This is a genomic window from Rahnella sp. AA, assembly GCF_002834385.1.
Taxonomy (GTDB): Bacteria; Pseudomonadota; Gammaproteobacteria; order Enterobacterales; family Enterobacteriaceae; genus Rahnella.
The window spans coordinates 405,057-422,322 of record NZ_PITQ01000001.1 but is presented as its reverse complement, the minus strand read 5'-3'; the positions used below and the strand labels follow the sequence as shown (position 1 = coordinate 422,322).

Annotated in this window: 14 protein-coding genes; 2 read left to right on the top strand and 12 right to left on the bottom strand. The window is 51.7% G+C overall.

The window, feature by feature from the left end; translation table 11 throughout:
- From mraY to CWS43_RS01815, 11 genes are all read right to left on the bottom strand, one after another.
- A complete protein-coding gene (gene mraY / locus CWS43_RS01865) occupies window positions 1-1,083 on the bottom strand; it encodes a phospho-N-acetylmuramoyl-pentapeptide-transferase (RefSeq protein ID WP_101075164.1) in 1,083 nt (360 codons plus the stop codon).
- On the bottom strand, window positions 1,077-2,438 hold the full coding sequence (murF, locus tag CWS43_RS01860) for a UDP-N-acetylmuramoyl-tripeptide--D-alanyl-D-alanine ligase (protein WP_101075163.1): 1,362 nt from the start codon (window positions 2,436-2,438) through the stop codon (window positions 1,077-1,079). Before murF ends, mraY begins: the two co-directional genes overlap by 7 nt.
- Window positions 2,435-3,922, bottom strand: coding sequence for a UDP-N-acetylmuramoyl-L-alanyl-D-glutamate--2,6-diaminopimelate ligase (gene murE / locus CWS43_RS01855; protein ID WP_101075162.1), 1,488 nt, complete (start codon window positions 3,920-3,922; stop codon window positions 2,435-2,437). The genes murF and murE overlap by 4 nt, the downstream gene beginning before the upstream one ends.
- Window positions 3,909-5,672 carry a peptidoglycan glycosyltransferase FtsI gene (locus tag CWS43_RS01850; RefSeq protein WP_101075161.1) on the bottom strand — a complete coding sequence of 588 codons (1,764 nt, stop codon included), beginning with the start codon at window positions 5,670-5,672 and terminating at the stop codon, window positions 3,909-3,911. The genes murE and CWS43_RS01850 overlap by 14 nt, the downstream gene beginning before the upstream one ends.
- A 27-nt stretch (window positions 5,673-5,699) precedes the next feature.
- Window positions 5,700-6,020, bottom strand: a complete 321-nt coding sequence (ftsL, locus tag CWS43_RS01845; RefSeq protein WP_101075160.1) for a cell division protein FtsL — start codon at window positions 6,018-6,020, stop codon at window positions 5,700-5,702.
- Complete coding sequence (gene rsmH, locus CWS43_RS01840; protein WP_101075159.1) at window positions 6,017-6,958, bottom strand: 16S rRNA (cytosine(1402)-N(4))-methyltransferase RsmH; 942 nt, start codon at window positions 6,956-6,958, stop codon at window positions 6,017-6,019. Before rsmH ends, ftsL begins: the two co-directional genes overlap by 4 nt.
- A 2-nt stretch (window positions 6,959-6,960) precedes the next feature.
- Complete coding sequence (gene mraZ, locus CWS43_RS01835; protein ID WP_034787151.1) at window positions 6,961-7,419, bottom strand: division/cell wall cluster transcriptional repressor MraZ; 459 nt, start codon at window positions 7,417-7,419, stop codon at window positions 6,961-6,963.
- Window positions 7,420-8,127: 708 nt separating this feature from the next.
- Window positions 8,128-9,132, bottom strand: coding sequence for a catabolite repressor/activator (cra, locus tag CWS43_RS01830; protein ID WP_101075158.1), 1,005 nt, complete (start codon window positions 9,130-9,132; stop codon window positions 8,128-8,130).
- 167 nt (window positions 9,133-9,299) lie between these two features.
- Window positions 9,300-9,791 carry an acetolactate synthase small subunit gene (ilvN, locus tag CWS43_RS01825; protein ID WP_198555754.1) on the bottom strand — a complete coding sequence of 164 codons (492 nt, stop codon included), beginning with the start codon at window positions 9,789-9,791 and terminating at the stop codon, window positions 9,300-9,302.
- Window positions 9,792-9,793: 2 nt separating this feature from the next.
- A complete protein-coding gene (gene ilvI / locus CWS43_RS01820) occupies window positions 9,794-11,512 on the bottom strand; it encodes an acetolactate synthase 3 large subunit (protein ID WP_101075157.1) in 1,719 nt (572 codons plus the stop codon).
- A gap of 401 nt (window positions 11,513-11,913) precedes the next feature.
- Window positions 11,914-13,710 carry a long-chain fatty acid--CoA ligase gene (locus CWS43_RS01815; protein WP_101075156.1) on the bottom strand — a complete coding sequence of 599 codons (1,797 nt, stop codon included), beginning with the start codon at window positions 13,708-13,710 and terminating at the stop codon, window positions 11,914-11,916.
- Between the two features lie 115 nt (window positions 13,711-13,825).
- On the opposite strand from CWS43_RS01815, the gene CWS43_RS27130 reads away from it, so the two are divergent.
- Window positions 13,826-13,996, top strand: coding sequence for a hypothetical protein (locus tag CWS43_RS27130; RefSeq protein WP_157825342.1), 171 nt, complete (start codon window positions 13,826-13,828; stop codon window positions 13,994-13,996).
- On the opposite strand, the gene leuO is transcribed toward CWS43_RS27130, so the two are convergent.
- Window positions 13,997-14,956: a transcriptional regulator LeuO gene (leuO, locus tag CWS43_RS01810; protein ID WP_101075155.1), complete on the bottom strand. Its 960-nt coding sequence runs from the start codon at window positions 14,954-14,956 to the stop codon at window positions 13,997-13,999. It lies immediately after the preceding gene.
- Window positions 14,957-15,676: 720 nt separating this feature from the next.
- Between leuO and leuA the strand changes: the two genes are divergently transcribed.
- On the top strand, window positions 15,677-17,266 hold the full coding sequence (gene leuA, locus CWS43_RS01805) for a 2-isopropylmalate synthase (RefSeq protein WP_101075154.1): 1,590 nt from the start codon (window positions 15,677-15,679) through the stop codon (window positions 17,264-17,266).

The window sequence follows — 17,266 nt, the reverse complement described above, 5'->3', positions numbered from 1 at the left end:
TTACCGCACCTTCAGCGTCGCCAGGCCAATCAGGACCAGCATCAGCGAAATAATCCAGAAGCGCACGATGACGCGCGGTTCCGGCCAGCCTTTAAGTTCGTAATGGTGGTGAATCGGCGCCATTCGGAAAATGCGCTGACCGCGTAACTTAAAGGACCCGACTTGCAAGATGACCGACAGTGTTTCGACCACGAACACACCGCCCATAATCACCAGTAAGAACTCCTGACGCAGCAACACGGCGATAGTCCCCAGCGCACCGCCGAGAGCCAGTGAACCGACATCGCCCATGAAGACTTGCGCCGGATACGTGTTAAACCACAGGAAGCCCAGCCCGGCGCCAACAATGGCGGTACACACGATCACCAGTTCACCTGCGTGGCGCAGGTAAGGAATATGCAGGTAGCTGGCAAAATTCATGTTACCGGTCGCCCAGGCCACCAGCGCAAAACCGGCAGCGACAAACACGGTTGGCATAATCGCCAGACCATCCAGACCATCCGTCAGGTTGACCGCATTACTGGTTCCGACAATCACGAAGTAACTCAGCAGGATATACAGCAAGCCAAGCTGCGGCATGATGTCTTTGAAGAACGGAACCACCAGTTCGGTGGCTGGCGTGTCTTTCCCGATGGCGTACATCGTGAAAGCGGCGGCAAGTGCGATAACCGACTGCCAGAAGTATTTCCAGCGGGCAATCAGGCCCTTGGTGTCTTTACGGACAACTTTGCGATAGTCATCGATAAAACCGACAACACCGTAGCCCAGCAGGACAAACAGTACGCACCAGACGTATGGATTCGACGGGTAAGCCCACATCAGGACGGAAATCGTGATGGACGCCAGAATCATCAGGCCGCCCATCGTTGGAGTACCGCGTTTGCTGAAATGCGATTCCGGGCCGTCGTTACGGACAACCTGACCGAAAGACATTTTTTGCAGACGGGCAATCATCCGTGGTCCGATCCACAAAGACAGGAACAAAGCAGTCAGCAAGCTGACAATGGCGCGAAACGTCAGATAGGAAAAGACGTTGAAGCCGGAATAATATTTGACCAAGTGTTCGGCCAGCCAAACTAGCATGTTGCATTCTCCTGTAACGCGCGTACTACCTGCTCCATTGCGGCACTACGTGAACCTTTAATCAAAACGGTAATTACCGCATGTTCAGACAGTAAGCTCGTTAAACGGGCCGTCAGGGCTGCCTTATCCTCTAAATGCTCACCACATCCGCTGGCATCACTGATGATGCGGCTGTCGTGGCCAATACTGAATACTTTATCGATACCTGCTGCACGAATCGCTTCGCCGACCTGACGGTGGCAACTTTCGCTTTCAGCGCCCAGCTCAGCCATATCGCCGACGGCCATCACGCGGTAGCCCGGCATTTCTGACAGCACTTGTGCCGCTGCCGTCATTGAACCGACGTTCGCGTTATAGCTGTCATCGAGCAGAGTTTTACCTTCGCTAAGCGCAATCGGGAACAAACGCCCTTTGACGGATTGCAGGGTTTTCAGGCCAGCACGTACGTTTTCAAGCGATGCGCCGACAGACAGCGCCAGCGCAGCCGCAGCCAAAGCGTTGGCAATATTGTGGCGGCCCGGCACAGGCAACGAAACATCAATGCTGCCTTTTGGAGAATGCAGAGTGAAAGCCGTGTTCAGCGGGCTGAGTCTGACATCGGTCGCGTTGAAATCAGTGCCTTCCGTTTTTGCAGAAGAGAACTGCCAGACGGTTTTGCCGGCCAGCTTGTGCTGCCAGTTTGCGAGGTCATTGCTCTGCGCGTTGATCACCGCAATACCGTTTTCAGGCAAACCGTCGAAAATCTCGCCTTTAGCGCGGGCAACGCCAGCCAGAGAACCAAAACCTTCCAGATGCGCCGCTGAGAGGTTGTTGATCAGCGCCGTCTCGGGACGTGCCAGCGCGGTGGTATAACCGATTTCGCCCGGATGGTTTGCGCCCATCTCAATGACGGCAAAATCATGCTCTGCGGTCAGGCGCAGTAACGTCAACGGTACGCCGATGTCGTTATTGAAATTGCCTGCGGTGTACAGCACATTGCCGCACTCACGCAAAATCGCCGCGGTCATTTCTTTCACAGAGGTTTTGCCGGAGGAACCGGTCAGACCGACCACGCGGGCAGGGACCTGCTGGCGAACCCAGCCACCGAGTTGCCCCAGTGCGATGCGGGTGTCAGCGACCACTAACTGAGGGACCTCCACCGGTAAGCGCTTACTCACCAGCAATGCCCCTGCACCCGCTTTAACGGCGTCTGCCGCAAAATCGTGTGCATCAAATTTTTCGCCTTTCAGCGCCACAAACAGACAGCCGGAGGTGATCTGACGGGTATCCGTCGTCACGCTGTCAATTTGTGTATCCGCGCCGACAAGTTCAGCGTTGAGCGCGTCAGCCAGAGTTTGCAGAGAAACGCGGATCATGCAATCACCCCCAGCAAACGTGCGACGGTCACGCGATCGGAGTAATCAAGACGCTGATTTCCCACCAGCTGATAATCTTCGTGGCCTTTGCCGGCAATCAGAACGACGTCGTCTTCCTTCGCCTGCATGATGGCGCTGGTCACCGCTTCCGCACGACCGTGGATTTCCTGCGCACGGCCAGCATCAAGCAACCCGGCAAGAATATCCGCCACGATGGCGCGAGGTTCTTCGCTACGCGGGTTGTCATCGGTCACGATAACGCGATCGGCGAACTGTTCGGCGATCCCACCCATCAGAGGACGTTTGCCTTTATCGCGATCGCCACCGCAACCGAACACGCACCACAGTTGCCCTTTGCAGTGCAGACGGGCAGCCGCCAGCGCTTTTTCCAGCGCGTCCGGCGTATGCGCGTAATCGACAACGGCGGTCGGTTTACCCGGCGCGTTAAAGACTTCCATACGACCGCAAACCGGCTGTAGCTGAGAAGCCGTCGTCAGCAACTGTGCCAGCGGGTAATCCAGAGAAAGCAGAGTAGCCAGCGCGACCAGCAAATTGCTGACGTTGAACGCGCCCATCAGGCGGCTCTCCAGCTTGCCTTCGCCCCAGCTTGAATCGATATTCACCGTCGCACCGTTGTCGTGGTAATTCACGCTACGCGCAACCAGCCAGCGGCCTTTCCAGCCTGCCGGGATTTTTTCTTCCATGCTGACCGCAACGGAATCCGGGGTTTTCGCCAGCCAGCGCGCCCCGACTTCATCGTCAGCATTGATAATTTTCTGACCGACCGGATGCGAGGAGAAGAGCAGCCATTTGGCTTCTTCATAGCTTTGCATGTCACCGTGGTAATCGAGATGATCGCGGCTCAGGTTGGTAAACGCGGCGGCAGCAAACGGCAACGCGGCCACACGATGCTGCACCAGCCCGTGGGAAGAGACTTCCATCGCGGCGAAGGTGGCCCCCTGTTTCACTAAATCAGCCAGAATATGCTGGACCTGAACGGCAGAACCGGTGGTGTTTTCCGCCGGAACCACGTTATCGAGCAGGCCATTTCCCACCGTCCCCATCACCGCGCTGGTTTCGCCCAGCAACTGGCTCCACTGCGCCAGCAATTGTGTGGTGGTGGTTTTGCCGTTGGTGCCTGTCACACCAACCAGACGCAATGACTTGCCTGGCTGCTGGTAAAAACGTCCTGCCAGTTCGGAAAGCGAGACATTGAGATCCTCGAGATAAATCACCGGTACACCATGCATCTGGCAAACCGTTCCGTGCTCTTGTTCACCTTTTGCTTCGGCCACGACGGCAGCGACGCCCTGAGCAATTGCCTGGGGAATAAAACGACGCCCATCACTGGTATGGCCTGAGACCGCGACAAACAGATCGCCGGCAGCCGCGATGCGGCTGTCTAAGATCATGTCTTTTAGCGCTACTGCCGGGGCTTCACTCACCCAGGGCGCTAAGATGTCGCGCAAATTACGATCTGCCACCTGTTGCCTCTTTTTGATTATTTACTATGTCTGCATTTTCATCGGCAGTCAGCGCATCTGGTTCAACGTTCATGGTGCGCAATACTCCGCCCATGATGGCGCCAAACACCGGTGCGGAAACGGCCCCACCGTAATACTTCCCTGCCTGCGGATCGTTAATCACGACCACCAGGGCAAATTTTGGATTGCTGGCCGGCGCAACGCCTGCGGTGTAAGCAATGTATTTATTGACGTATTTTCCGTCCGGACCGACTTTCTTCGCCGTACCGGTTTTGATCGCAATACGGTAACCCTTGATGGCGGCTTTCACGCCGCCGCCGCCCGGCAACGCGACGCTTTCCATCATATGAACGACGGTACGCACCAGCGGCTCCGGGAACACGCGCTCACCGGAAACAGGTGGATCAACTTTCGTGATCGACAATGGGCGATAGACGCCCATACTGCCGATCGTGGCATAGACTCGCGCTAACTGGAGAGGTGTCACCATTAGCCCGTAGCCGAAAGAGAAGGTGGCCCTCTCTATGTCAGACCACCGTTGTTTTTTAGGGTATAGGCCACTGCTTTCCCCAACCAGCCCCAAATTGGTTGGTTTTCCCAATCCGAATCGCGAGTAAGTATCTACAAGCTCTGCGGATGGCATCGATAACGCCAGTCGTGAAACACCGACGTTACTCGACTTTTGCAAGATACCCGTGACGGAAAGCTCCGCATAACGGGCCACATCTTTAATCTCATGGCCGTTGATCCGGTACGGCAGCGTGTTAAGAACGCTGTTCTCACGGACTACGCCATTTTTCAACGCGGTCATGACTACCATCGGCTTAACGGTAGAACCCGGTTCGAAAATGTCAGTGATCGCCCGGTTACGCATGACGTCTTTCGGCGTATCCGGCATGTTGTTCGGGTTATATGACGGGCTGTTGGCCATCGCCAATACTTCGCCCGTTTGTACGTCTACCAGCACCGCCGTACCTGATTCTGCTTTGTTGAAAGCCACGGCGTTATTCAGCTCGCGGTAAACCAGCGCTTGCAGACGTTCATCAATGCTTAACGCCAGGTTATGCGCAGCCTGACTGTCAACGGTGGAGATGTCTTCAATGACGCGGCCAAATCGGTCTTTACGGATGGTACGTTCGCCCGGTTTACCCGTCAGCCAGCGGTCAAAACTCTTCTCAACACCTTCGATACCCTCGCCATCAATGTTGGTGACACCAATAACGTGCGACGTGACCTGCCCGGCCGGATAATAACGGCGGGATTCCTGGCGCAGGGAAATCCCCGGCAATTTGAGTTTGTGAATATATTCGCCAACGGCAGGGTTGACCTGACGCGCCAGATAGACGAAACGCCCATTCGGATTGGCATTAATTCGCGACGAAAGTTGATCGAGCGGCATGTTCAGCGCGTCGGCCAGCGCTTTCCATTTGGTATCAACAGTGATGCCACCACGATCGCTTATTTCTTTCGGATCCGCCCAGATGGCGTTGACCGGAACGCTGACCGCCAGAGGGCGGCCTGAGCGATCCGTGATCATGCCGCGCGAAGTAGGAATTGTTTGCACACGCAGGGAACGCAGATCCCCTTCTTTAACCAGTTTATCCGGGTTAATGACCTGCAAATATGCCACGCGCAACATCAGACCCACCAATGCCAACAGGATACAGGCGCACAACAACGCAAAACGCCAGCTAATAAAGCTGGCTTGATCTTCTGGACGCTTTAACTTCGCGGTGCGTGTTGCTTTCATTAGCTGCCTGTATTCTCCGTGCGCATTTTAAGGCTGAACCACAATAACTTCTTGAGATGGATCAACATGTTGCATCTGCAATTTCTCCGTTGCGATGCGTTCAACCCGGCTATGATCGCCGAGGGCATTCTCTTCAAGGATCAGGTTGCGCCATTCGATATCCAGCGCATCCCGTTCCAGTACTAACTGTTCGCGTTGCGCCGTCAGCAAACGCGTGCGGTGAGCCGTCGTCACCACAAAAATCGCACTGACCAAAACAGCGATCAGCAAAATCATCGGGATCTTGCCATTGCGAAGAATATCGCTGGCGATGACTCCCACTAATCCGTGGCGTTCGTTGCCAATCACGCAGTCGTTCTCTGTGCAAAACGCAGAACAGAACTACGGGCTCTTGGGTTTTCAGCGACTTCCGCTTCGGAAGGCATCATTTTCCCGACAGACTTCAGCGAGCGACCACCCAGTTCGGCGATCTGCGCCTCGGTCATCGGGATACCCGCCGGAACCTGCGCGCCACGGCTGTGCTGGCGGATGAAACGCTTCACGATACGGTCTTCCAATGAATGGAAGCTGATCACAGATAGACGCCCTTCCGGTGCCAGAATCTCCAGAGCCCCATCCAGTGCACGTTCGATTTCTTCCAGTTCACTGTTGATATAAATACGGATTGCCTGGAAACTGCGCGTCGCGGGATGCTTATGTTTCTCACGAACAGGTGAAGCATTGGCGATCAAATCGGCCAGCTCTTTGGTTCGGGTCATCGGCAGTTCACGATTACGCTCAACAATCGCGCGCGCAATACGCTTGGCGAAACGCTCTTCGCCAAAGGTTTTCAACACCCAGGCAATATCTTCTGCTTCTGCCTTCATCAGCCATTCAGCGGCTGAATAACCACGGGTAGGATCCATACGCATATCCAGAGGCCCGTCGCGCATAAAAGAGAAGCCGCGTTCAGGATCGTCAAGCTGTGGAGAAGAAACCCCTAAATCCAGCAAGACACCGTTGATCTTGCCTTCCAGCCCACGATCGCGCACATATTCAGCCAGATCAGAAAAAGGCCCATGAACGATGGAAAATCGCGGATCGTCAATAGATTCTGCGGCCTTGATCGCCTGAGGATCGCGGTCAATCGCCAGCAAGCGCCCGTCCGGCCCAAGCTGGGACAGAATCAGACGTGAGTGGCCACCACGGCCAAAGGTTCCGTCTATATAAATGCCGTCCTGTCGAATATTGAGGCCGTTAACGGCTTCATCCAGCAAAACGGAAGTGTGTTTGTAATTTTCAACCATGCTTATAATGACAAGTCCTGTAATCGGTCAGAAAGCGGTTCCTGAGACGATTGTTCAGCGTCGATGTCTTCCTTAACTTGTTGATACCAGGTCTGTTCATCCCACAGTTCAAACTTATTGAACTGCCCAACCAGCATCACTTCTTTTGCGAGCCCGGCGTGCTGGCGCAAAGTTGTTGCGATCAGCAAACGCCCGGCGTTATCCATCTGACATTCACTGGCATGCCCAAGTAACAGGCGCTGAATACGGCGCTCAACGGGGTTCATGCTCGACAGACGGGACAATTTTTGTTCGATAACTTCCCATTCCGGGAGTGTGTAAAGGAGGAGGCATGGGTGATGGAGGTCTATGGTGCACACCATTTGACCTTGCGATTCTTCGCTCAGCAAATCCCGATAACGGGTGGGTACGGCAAGTCGCCCTTTGCTGTCGAGGTTAACCATCGTCGCGCCACGAAACATGACCGATCTACCCCTCTGTGACCCTTTTCACCACTTTCCTCCACAAATTCCCACAGAAAAGAGTTTACGGATGGTTTTAAAACCTTGTCAAGCCAGAGCGGAGGCGGTTTAGCAATATTTACGCAGGCCTGCGAAAGCGCAGCGCAATCTTGTGAGGTGTTTTAGAAGAGGAATAGAAAATAACGTCATGATTAGTTGAAGAAATTTCGGAGGGTTAATAATTTCGTTTAAAAAAAAACCAAACTGAACATTATTTAACTATTTATATTCTTCTGCTATCTAACTCTCATTTCTTAACCTGTTAGCCATAAGAAAAATCCTTCTCAATTTTTTTCTGGCCATCACTGCTAAATCATCATCATTTTAAATGCCAGCCCGCATGGCACAAGCCTTTAAGGCGTTTCAAAAACCATCAGTGCCGATGTAAACACAAACTGAAGGAAATTAAGCGGGGAATTCTACAGCACTTTTGCAGTCAGCATTAACGTATTTTAGAAATTGATTGGAAGGTTTATATCAACTGCAGAAAAGCGAAAACATTTGTTAATAATTCAGGCATCTGGGAATGCTCCTAAATTATCCATTCATCCCCTATGGGAATTTTCGTATTTGTATTATCAGCAAGAATGATTCGAATTATCCGAAACAAAGAGGGAGCATACCGGGCAAAAAGTGACGGGCAATCTTTACGAATGCCCGTTGCGGTGTTTACTTGCGGCTCAGACGGCCACGGCGGAACAAGTTACGGCGGATTCGGGTCAGGCCGGCTTTCGGCTTCTTAGGTTCATCAAGGCAAGCCAGCACCAGTTCCAGCACGCGTTCGGCCACATCACGATGACGCTGAGCGACGGCGAGAACAGGGCATTCGAGGAAATCGAGCAGCTCATTATCCCCGAAAGTTGCGATAGCCAGATCGACCGGCAAACGCCCTTCTGTTTTGAGCGTCACATCCATCACCCCCTGCAACAGCTGGAAGGATGTCGTGAATAACGCCTGCGGCATCGGATTGGTTTTCAGCCACTCGGCGAAAACGACGGCCGCCGATTCGCGATCGTACGCATTGGCGTACAAATATTTCGGCTGACGTGGGTCTTCCGCCCAGGCCTGACGGAAGCCCTGCTCACGCAGGAAACTCACGGAAAGCTCCGGCAGCGCGCCCAGATACAAGACGGATTCAGCCGGGAATGTGCGCAATTCCTGCGCCAGCATCAGGGCGTCATCTTGATCAGCGCCCACGACGCTGATGAAATGCTCAGGATCCAGCGCGCGGTCGAGTGCGATGATCGGGAAATCATCGTTGGCCCAGCGCTGATAGAAAGGATGTTCCGGCGGCAATGAGGTGGAAATAATAATCGCGTCAACCTGCCGCTGAAGCAGATGTTCGATGCAACGCATCTCATTGTCAGGCTGATCTTCAGAACAGGCGATCAACAGCTGATACCCTCGCTGCCGGGCCTGACGTTCAAGAAAATTGGCAATTTTGGTATAGCTGGTGTTTTCCAGATCGGGGATCACCAGACCAATAGAACGAGTACGGCCGGCACGCAAACCTGCTGCCACCGCATTCGGGTGATAGTTATGTTCCTTCACGACAGCCATGACTTTTTCGACTGTCTTATCGCTGACACGATACTGTTTCGCTTTGCCATTAATTACATAACTGGCCGTGGTACGCGAAACGCCCGCTAACCTCGCGATCTCATCCAGCTTCACTGAGAAAACCCCTTAATAAAGATAATGCTTTATCTAACCCCAGAAGCCACTGCCGGGCAAGGTGTTTTACCGAATCGCTTCACCTGACGCGCAAAAAAGAAAGCCCAACGAAAAAGTTGGGCTTTTATGAAGCAGATAAATTTTACATCTTGCTGATTATTTACGCTTTAGCGCATGATCTTGTCGCCGCGTGAAACGCCAACCACGCCAGAGCGTGCAACTTCTACTATTTCTGCCACATCACGAATACTGGCTAAGAATGCGTCAAGCTTATCGCTGGTTCCGGCAAGCTGAACGGTGTAAAGCGTCGCCGTGACATCAACAATCTGACCACGGAAAATGTCGGTTGAACGCTTCACTTCTTCGCGGCCATAACCGGAAGCCTGAACCTTCACCAACATTATTTCACGCTCGACGTGCGCGCCCTGCACCAGCTCGGTCACGCGCAGCACGTCCACCAGCTTGTGCAGCTGCTTTTCGATTTGCTCCAGCACCTTGGCGTCCCCCACGGTCTGAATCGTCATGCGCGACAACGTCGGATCGTCTGTCGGCGCAACCGTCAGGCTTTCAATGTTGTAGCCACGCTGAGAGAACAGGCCGACTACGCGGGACAATGCACCCGATTCGTTTTCCAGTAATACTGATAAAATCCGGCGCATGATCAGGTCCTCTCCGTTTTGCTTAACCACATTTCGTCCATCGCACCGCCACGGATGTGCATCGGGTAAACGTGTTCTGTTTCATCAATGCTGATATCGACAAATACCAGGCGATTTTTCTGTTCCAGCGCCAGCGCCAGTTTGCTTTCCAGCTCTTCAGGTTTACGGATGGCAATACCCACATGGCCGTAAGCTTCCGCCAGTTTGACGAAATCAGGCAGTGACTGCATGTAAGACTGTGAATGACGGCCGGAGTAAATCATGTCCTGCCACTGTTTCACCATGCCGAGATAACCGTTGTTCAGGTTGACGACAATCACCGGCAAATCGTATTGCAGTGCAGTGGACAGCTCCTGAATATTCATCTGGATACTGCCGTCGCCGGTCACACAAATGACCGTTTCGTCTGGCAGGCCGAGTTTCACGCCCAGCGCTGCCGGTAAGCCGAAGCCCATCGTGCCCAGGCCGCCGGAGTTGATCCAGTGGCGCGGTTTGTCGAATTTGTAATACAACGCGGCAAACATCTGATGCTGGCCAACGTCTGACGTCACATACGCCTCACCGTTGGTCAGACGGTGCAGCGTTTCAATGACCGCCTGCGGTTTGATGGTGCCGGTATTTTTGTCGTAGCTCAGGCATTCACGACCGCGCCAGTTCTCAATATTCTGCCACCAGTCGCGCAGCGCATCGAACTCCTGCTTTTCATCGCTTTGCGCCAGCAGTTCGAGCATCTGAACCAGCGTCTGCTTCGCATCGCCGACAATCGGAATGTCCGCATTCACGGTTTTGGAAATGGACGTAGGGTCGATATCGATATGCATGACCGTCGCATTCGGGCAGTACTTGGCCAGATTGTTAGTGGTTCGGTCATCGAAACGCACGCCCACGCCGAAGATCAGATCCGCATTGTGCATTGCCATATTAGCTTCATAGGTGCCGTGCATGCCCAGCATACCGAGGCTCTGGCGATGTGTGCCCGGGAACGCGCCCAGCCCCATCAGGGAACTGGTCACCGGCAGATTGAGTTTCTCGGCCAGTTGTAAAAGTTCCGCGTCACATTCAGAGTTGATCGCACCACCACCGACATACAACACCGGCTTTTTTGCGGCCAGAAGAGTCTGAACGGCACGTTTGATTTGCCCGCGATGGCCTTGTACGGTCGGGTTATACGAACGCATCGCAACCTGATCGGGGTAGGCATAAGGCAGTTTGATTTGCGGATTCACCACGTCTTTAGGCAAATCAACCACTACCGGGCCAGGACGGCCGGTTGAGGCCAGATAAAACGCTTTTTTCAGGACAGTCGGAATATCTTCCGCGCGTTTTACCAGAAAACTGTGTTTCACCACCGGGCGGGAAATCCCCACCATGTCGCATTCCTGGAACGCGTCATACCCGATGAGTGAACTGTGTACCTGGCCGGATAGCACCACTAGTGGGATGGAATCCATATAAGCCGTGGCAATACCGGTGATCGCATTGGTTGCGCCGGGACCCGAAGTCACCAGCACCACGCCCACATCGCCTGTGGCGCGCGCATAACCGTCAGCCATATGAACAGCACCCTGCTCATGTCTCACCAGCACATGATCAATCCCACCGACCGTATGCAGGGCATCATAGATATCCAACACCGCTCCGCCGGGATAACCGAATACGTGCTTTACGCCCTGGTCGATTAACGACCGGACGACCATCTCGGCTCCTGACAACATCTCCATGGTTTTGCCTCCAGGCTTTTTGTTTCTTCTATAGGATGACTTTTTATTTCAGCTATCTGTTCTATCAGGCAACAATTTAGCGATAAATTGCTGAATTTTAGGACTTTAATTCTGGCTCACAAGACCCTGCTGTTCTTATTGGCGTTCACGAATCTAACTCAGTACCTTAGCGTCAGAATCTGAGTCAGGCAAACGCCAAAAATTGTCCGGAACCGTTGTTTTATGGCCTCACACTGTCTTCATTACCCCGCTTGGGACAAAACACTGCCTGCGTGCGGTAACCAGTCAGAAATATCAGGAAGGCTGAGAAAATTACAGTATTAAATTATGTCCGTGGCTGACATAAAAAGGAGAGAAAACCGGCGAACTGACATCCGCCGGTGACTGAGGCAGGTGGAACGCTACTCCAGGTAAAGCTTATCGATTTCTTTCTGATAGCGGCTGAAAATGATCTTCCGCCGCAGTTTGAGCGTCGGCGTCAGTTCTCCGGCTTCCATGGTGAACGGTTTGGTCAGCAGCACAAACTTTTTCACCTGCTCAAAACCGGCCAGATCGTGCTGGACCTCACGTAACTGGTGCGCAAAGAGCGACAGGATTTGTTCGTTTTTTACCAGACCGGCGCGGTTGAAATAATCAATGTGGTGGGCCTGCGCATATACGTTCAGCACATCAAAATCCGGTACGATCAGTGCGGAAACAAAATGCCGCTCATCGGCAATCACCGCCGCCTGCTCAATATAACGATCCTGCACCAGCGTGCCTTCGATCCGTTGCGGCGCGATGTATTTCCCACCCGATGTTTTCATCAGATCTTTGAGGCGTTCAGTGATGAATACGTTGCCCTGCTCGTCCATTTTCCCGGCATCGCCGGTTTTGAACCAGCCATCAGCGGTAAAACTGGCGGCAGTTTCTTCCGGTTTATTGAAGTAGCCTCGCAACAATGTTGGCCCCCGGACTTGGATCTCATTTTCTTCCCCGATCCGGACTTCAATTTCAGGCAAAGCTGTGCCGACGGAGCCAAAGCGAAAATCATTTTCTTCCCAACAGGTTACCGTCGCACAGGTTTCTGTCAGGCCGTAGCCGTATTTAATTTTCAGACCCAGTGATTCAAAAAATAGGATCACATTGTCATCCAGGCTGGCACCGGCCGCAGGCAGAAAACGCAAATTACCGCCAAGCAGACCACGGAGCTTTTTCAACACCAGTTTATCGGCAAGGAAGTAGGCAGGAGAAAGCCAGAAGGGATAGCGCTCACCACGGCGTTCGATCAGAAACTTCTCTTTTCCCTGTGCCACTGCCCAGTGAAAAAGCCTTTTTTTGATCGTCCCTGCACGGGCAACTTTATCGTGTATCGCACTGAAGACTTTTTCATAGAAACGCGGAACGGCGCACATGACCGTTGGTTTAACTGCCTGCAACGCATCGCGAACCAGATCGGTTTCCCGCAGGAAAACATTCTGCGCGCCGGAGTGGAGCACAAAAAAACTCCAGGCCCGTTCAAAAACGTGCGCCAGCGGCAGAAAACATAAGGAAATATCATGTTCAGAAATGTTCAGACGTTTTTCATGCTGCATAAGCTGGGTCGCCATGCTGCTGTAATCGAGCATCACCCCTTTGGCTTCACCAGTGGTGCCTGACGTATAAATCAGCGTGAAGAGATCGTCCAGACTACAAGCGTTCACGCGAACTTCGCGCTCCGCCGCCAGAGCCCGGTCCTGCGGCACAATGTCGGCGACATGCCGGGCAATAGGAACAGCACGCAAATCGACGTCACTGTCCAGCACCAGAATATGTTTCAGCTGCGGACACAAATCGCGCAAGGCAACCGCCGCGTCATACTGTTTCTGGCCCACAACAAACAGAATGCGGATATCGGCATCATTGAGCACATACGCCGACTGGGAAGGCGTATTCGTGGCATAAATGGGCACGGTCACGGCACGTAACTGGAGGATCGCCAGATCGGCGATGGCCCACGCCATGGAGTTATTTCCGCAAATCGCGATGCGTTCCTGAACACTCACCTGTTCCTGCAATAACACGTCGGACAGGGCATTCACTTTTTCGCCAAGCTCGCGCCAGATCAGGGAGGTTTCTGCCGCAGGGGACCATTCACGGAAAGCAATTTGCTCAGCACGGGCACTGACTTGCTGGCGGAAACGGGTAATCAGATGAAAGTTATTCAAGGTTGGGTTCATTGAGCGCTTATACCGACGTCCAGCGCGGTCAGAGTAAGAAAGAAACTGACCACATTGCTCTGTTACAAAGATTTAACGCAGTTTACCGGCAAACATTGTGCGGTGAAATGAAATTGTGGTTGCATGGCAATTCAAGAAAAAAAACCGGAAGATTTCTGAAATTTCAGGAGCCCGAAGCGCCCGGATAAAGCCTGAAAAAGTGCAGGATAAAATATTGCCTGATAGAAATTTAACAGCAACTCTTACTGCACCCGATACGGCAGCAAGAGTTAAGGCTATTGGCTGATTACAACGAGAGAACGCACTGGCTCAGCAGTGACTTCATCCACATATTGCCTTTATCTTTGCTCGATGACTCGTGCCATGAAAGGTAACAGGTCAAATTACTTTTCATCCAAGGCAATGGAATAACGGATAAATTCAGTATTCCGGCATTCGATTGCGCCAACCACCGGGGAACCAATGCCACCATCTCGGTTTTAGAAACAACATCCATAACGCTTAAAAGGTCCGTTCCCTGATACGCGATTAAAGAATGTAATTCATGATCGTCATAATAAGGAGAACTGAAAGAATAAAATCTATCCAACATCATTACAGCATGTCTTTCTTTCAGGTATTTTTCATCAGACATATGCGGGCTAATTCTTGGGTGATTTTTCGCCGCGACTAATACCAGCTCATCATTAAATAATGCCTGATGACAAAAATCAGCACGTTCAAATTTACTGTAGCTGATCATAAACTCAATATTTTGATAACGTAACTGATGTTCAATATTATCACTTACAATAGTTTGTAATTTGACACTAATACCAGCCGAAGACATCTCAACCGCATTAAGCACCTGAGATGTCAGGAACTTATCAAGCGGACTGCAGATGGCGATGTTAAACTGGCGCAAGCTGATATTGGGATCAAAACCAGACCCCGGAAGTTCATTCATGACCAACTGCAGAGCTTGCCGTATCGGGCCGAACAACTGACGGGCGCGCATCGTCGGTTGAATCCCGCGCCCGGAGCGAACAAATAAATCATCGTTAAACATAATTTTTAAGCGCGCAACTGCATTGCTGACCGCCGGCTGGGACATGCCCAGAAGATGCGCTGCGCGGGTGATATTCTGCAATTGCATCACAGCATCAAAGACTGTCAATAAATTCAAGTCGACATTACGAAGATGCGTTTCTGTTTCCGCTGAATTCTTTTTATTTTCTGCAATGATTTCAGGCACAGGATTCTCCATCAAAGAATAGCCTTCCCATTTGAGAAGAATATTATTAATTGATTTAGTTATAAAAGACGAAACAATATCAGATCATAAAAATAAATCAGGAAAGCTATTTTTTAATAATCCTTTTTCTTTCCAAAAAAAGCATTCATTCTTATAATCAGAAACTGTAATGCACTCTCTAGTAACCGCTAAAAAACTGATGATATAAGACTATAAAATGGTTTTTCAAACAATATTCAAAAAATGAATAATAAATTAACCAGAAGTAAATCATTTTTAATCCATTGTAATACAAGCTTTATTTTTAGATAATTTTCAAATCCATGCCGTTCTTTTTGTTTATAGTTCCATTGCACGTCATTTTATGTAAAACATTTACGACTCACAGACATCAACATCCAGTTTTTTATGCTAAATGAGACAAAATATCATTTGCTAGGTTTTTCGCGATTTCCACACAACGAAGGTTGACATACAAAGGACATTCCCGTATCACTTTAGGCACTGTTTGAACGACATCCGTTCTGACCACCCGATTATGAGAAGCTGAAAACATGTTCATGATTACCCGTCTCCTAGGCCTACTACTCAACGCAGAAAATTTGCGCGGTAAGCCAGTGGGCGAAAATCAGAACTGATTTCAACTTCCACAGACAATAAACCCGCGCCGATGCGCGGGTTTTTTTTTATCTCCCCGCAGGGCGCGAAAATAAAACAGACAAGGAACAACCCATGAGCGAGCAAGTCATTATTTTCGATACCACGCTGCGTGATGGTGAACAGGCGTTACAAGCCAGCCTGAGTGTTAAAGAGAAGATTCAAATTGCAATGGCGCTGGAAAGAATGGGCGTGGATGTCATGGAAGTTGGCTTCCCGGTTTCTTCTCCCGGCGATTTCGAGTCTGTACAAACCATCGCGCGCCAGATTAAAAACAGCCGTGTTTGCGGTCTGGCCCGTTGCGTAGACGGTGACATCGATGCCGCTGCCGAAGCATTGCGCGTGGCCGAAGCGTTCCGTATCCACGTGTTTTTGGCGACCTCTACCCTGCACATTGAATCCAAACTGAAGCGTTCGTTTGATCAGGTGCTGGATATGGCGATTCACTCCGTGAAACGCGCCCGTAATTACACCGATGACGTTGAATTCTCATGCGAAGATGCAGGCCGTACGCCGCTGGATAATCTGTGCCGCGTCGTGGAAGCTGCCATCAAAGCCGGTGCGACCACCATTAATATCCCCGATACCGTCGGTTACACCACGCCGGTTCAGTTCGGCGGCATCATTACTAATCTGTACGAACGCGTGCCTAACATCGATAAAGCGATTATCTCCGTTCACTGCCACGATGATTTGGGTATGGCGGTCGGTAACTCCATCGCCGCCATTCAGGCCGGTGCGCGTCAGGTAGAAGGCACGCTGAACGGTATCGGCGAACGCGCCGGGAATACCGCGCTGGAAGAAGTGATCATGGCAATCCGCACCCGTTCGGAATACATGAATGTTCATACCAACATCAATCATAAAGAAATCTACCGCACCAGCCAGATTGTCAGCCAGATCACCAACATGCCAATCCCGGGCAACAAAGCGATTGTCGGGTCTAACGCGTTCGCACACTCGTCCGGTATTCACCAGGACGGCGTGCTGAAAAACCGCGAAAACTACGAAATCATGACTCCGGAATCTATCGGCCTGAACCAGATTCAGCTGAACCTGACTTCCCGCTCCGGCCGCGCGGCCGTGAAGCATCGTATGGAAGAAATGGGATATAAAGAATCCGATTACAACATGGATCATCTGTATACCGCATTCCTGAAGCTGGCCGACAAAAAAGGTCAGGTTTTCGACTACGATTTAGAAGCGCTGGTCTTCATTAATAAGCAGCAGGAAGAGCCGGAATTCTACCGTCTGGATAACTTCAGCGTGCAGTCCGGCTCCAAAATTACCGCCACGGCTTCTGTGAATCTGGCCTGTGGCGAAGAAATTGTGACCGAAGCGGCCACCGGCAACGGCCCGGTTGATGCTGTCTATCAGGCCATCAACCGCATCACCGGCTATCAGATTGAGCTGGTCAAATACCAGCTGAGTGCAAAAGGTCAGGGCCGCGACGCGCTGGGCCAGGTCGACGTTGTCGTCTCCTTTAATGGCCGCCGCTTCCACGGTGTGGGTCTGGCGACGGACATCGTCGAATCCTCCGCACAGGCGATGGTGCATGTCCTGAACAACATCTGGCGCAGCAAACAAGTTGAGATTGAAAAACAACGTTTGCAGCAGGAAAGTCAGCAACACAACAACATTCAAAATAATCAGGAAACGGTGTGA